Origin of the sequence: Paracoccus sp. Z118, from assembly GCF_019061185.1 — a bacterium.
Taxonomy (GTDB): domain Bacteria; phylum Pseudomonadota; class Alphaproteobacteria; order Rhodobacterales; family Rhodobacteraceae; genus Paracoccus.
In genome coordinates, this window is record NZ_JAHQZU010000070.1 from 1 (window position 1) to 2,798 (window position 2,798).

Below are 2,798 nucleotides of genomic sequence, written 5' to 3' on the forward strand. Positions count from 1 at the left end.
CCGCTCGCCCATCGCCGAGGAGATGCTGCGCCAGATCGCGCTGCTCTATCAGGTCGAGAAGACCGTGCGCGGCAAGGACGCGGCTGGGCGTCGCGGTGAAGGCGATGAAGCTGATCCCCGAGGACCCGGCCTTTGCCGCCATGTTCGCGGCCAGCACGTCCTCGGTGCTGATCTCGCCGCCGTCCTGCAATGCGGCGAGTTCCTCGGCCGAGAGCACCTGCTTCAGCTTCGAGGCCGCCTCGCCGGTCTGGCTGGAGTGGGCCTCGTCGGCGATCACCGCGAAACGCTTGCCGCTGGTCGCGGCCAGCTCCTGCACCGCCTTCAACGCGAAGGGGAAGGTCTGGATGGTGCAGACGACGATCTTCTTGCCGCCGGCCAGCGCCTCGGCCAACTGCCCGCTCTTGGTCCCGGCCTCGTTGGTGATCGTCGCCACCACGCCGGTCGTGCGCTCGAAGGCGAAGATCGCCTCCTGCAACTGCGTGTCGATCACGTTGCGGTCCGAGACAACCACCACCGTCGAGAAGATCTTCTCGTCCCGCGCGTCATGCAGATCGGCCAGCAGATGCGTGGTCCAGGCGATTGAGTTCGTCTTGCCGGAGCCTGCCGAGTGCTGGATCAGGTATTTCCCGCCCGGCCCCTCCTCCAGCACCGCGGCGCGCAGCTTGCGGGTGGCGTCAAGCTGGTGGAAGCGCGGGAAGATCATTCCGGTCAGCCGCTTCTTCGCATCCCGTGTGCCGACCATGTAGCGGCCGAGGATCTCGAGCCAGCTGTCGCGCGCCCAGATCTCCTCCCACAGATAGGCGGTGCGATGGCCCTGCGGGTTGACCGGGTTGCCCGCCGCCCCGTGGCCGCCCTTGTTGAAGGGCAGAAAGCGCGTCCCCGGTCCCTCCAGGCGGGTGGCCATCATCACCTCTCGGTCGCTGACCGCGAAATGCACCAGCGCGCCTCCGGGGAAGGAGAGCAGCGGCTCGGGCTTCTGCCCCTTCTCCTGTGGGGGACGGTCGAAGCGGTATTGATCGACGGCGTCCTGAACGCTCTGGGTGAACTCGGTCTTGAGTTCCACTGTCGCCACCGGGATGCCGTTCAGGAACAGCACCAAGTCGAGGCAATTGCCGTTCGCCTCGGAATAGCGCAGCTGGCGGATGACGCGCAGGCGGTTGGCCCCATAGCGGGCGGTAATGTCGGGGTTCATGCCCATGGCGGGGCGGAACTGGGTCAGGGCAAGGGGCGCGCGCAGGCCCACCACCTCGATCCCGTGGCGCAGCACGTCGAGCGTGCCGCGTTCGTTCAACTGCTTGCGCAGCCGGTCGAGGATCGCGGCCTGCCCGTGTTTCGCCACAGCCTCGGCCCAAGCCTTGGGCTGTGTCTCCGAAAGCCAAGCCATCAGATCGGCGGGCAAAAGGGCGCGGGCGCGGTCATAGGCGGCTGCGTCACCGGGGGAGTAGAGCCAGCCATGTGCGGCCAGATGATCGCAGATCACATCCTCGAAGCCAATTTCCTTGTGCGTCGCCATGGCGCAGGTCCTTTCAGGCGGCTTCTTGGACCGAGGCGAGGTCGCGCACGTCGATCTTGCCCGTCACCGCCGCCGAGATCAGCGCCGCGCGGCGTTCCTGCAGGAGGGTGATGGCAGAGGTGGCGGCTTCGGTAAGGCCGTCAATCTCAGCACTGATTGATTTGAGGTGGTTGCAAATCGCGGCGATTTCGTCCTTCGGTGGTAGAGGTATCTTGAGATTGGCAAGGTAATCGCAAGTGATGGCCCCCTTGGTGCTTCCAGCCTCACTGTCCGCACGAACATATTCGTAAGCGGCGCGGAATATCCAAGTTATGAACTCGCAGGTTATCCGCACATCGTTTGGCCGAACATACGCAAGATGTTGATTGATGGTGGCCTCAAGCGACAGGATGCTTGCCAACCCTCGCGTTTTTCCTTGGCCAGTGATTCCTATCAGGACGGCGGGTGCTTTCACAATCGGAAGGTGGCACTCTCGAAGAGCAATATCGGTTACAAATTGATCAGCAAACGTAACCTCTGGCATATTTACGACCGAGCTATTCAGCCACGGATAATGTCCATCTTGCCAATACGACAGGTTGTCCCGATTGGGAGTGGAGCCGTTTCCGATAGCGGCGAGCCGCTTCAACGGCACCACCTCCCACCCTTCGGGAATAACCCCGAGCCAGTCCACGCCCGAGGGTTTGAGTCGGGCGGAGGGGTTCAGGCCGCGGGTGACGGCGTAACTGATGTTGGCCTGACGCTTCTCGGCCAGAAGCGCGATCAGGCGGCGCTGTTCCTCGATCAACCCGTCGATCTTCGCCGTCTCCCGCTCGAGGAAGGCGGCAATGGCCTGTTGCTCGGGGAGTGGGGGAACCGCCAGTTGCAAGTTGTTTATCGCAGATTGCCCAAGTCCAACCCGCGTCAAGCCGTTTGCACTTACCGCAAAGTAACCTTTTGCGGCGGCGGAATCAAAGAACGCCTTGATGAATCTCCCATCAACTCCGTCATTTGGGCGGGCAATGGAAAGATGATAGCCGCAAACGACCCCCGGCAACTCCTCTGAAACAATGGCAGCGATGCCAATGTCGTCGGCGGTTTCGGAGTCTTTCGTGAAAATCACATCTCCGACCCGAAGCGAGAACTTGGCGATCTCGGCATCAGTTGCCGTGGCCTCCATGAAGTTCAAAGATGCCGTGATCCGATCATTGGTAAGCGCGAGGTCGTTGCCCTATGCGGCGATGCTTGACGGCTGGTTGAAGCACCAGGGCATGAGGTCCTCGATGGCGCTTTTCGGGTGACCGTC

2 protein-coding genes are annotated in these 2,798 nt (G+C 62.5%); both read right to left on the reverse strand.

Annotated elements, in window-relative coordinates; all coding sequences use genetic code 11:
- Window positions 1–1,513: type I restriction endonuclease (locus KTN05_RS17345; protein ID WP_254368337.1), on the reverse strand; the 1,513-nt coding region annotated here is incomplete at its 3' end.
- Window positions 1,514–1,526: 13 nt separating this feature from the next.
- Window positions 1,527–2,672: a restriction endonuclease subunit S gene (locus KTN05_RS17350; protein ID WP_217330621.1), complete on the reverse strand. Its 1,146-nt coding sequence runs from the start codon at window positions 2,670–2,672 to the stop codon at window positions 1,527–1,529.
- Window positions 2,673–2,798: the final 126 nt, after the last annotated feature.

What these genes read in the sequence shown, in the direction of transcription:
- KTN05_RS17350 (WP_217330621.1), bottom strand. Translation starts at nt 2,672, where the DNA reads ATGGAGGCCACGGCAACTGATGCCGAGATCGCCAAGTTCTCGCTTCGG.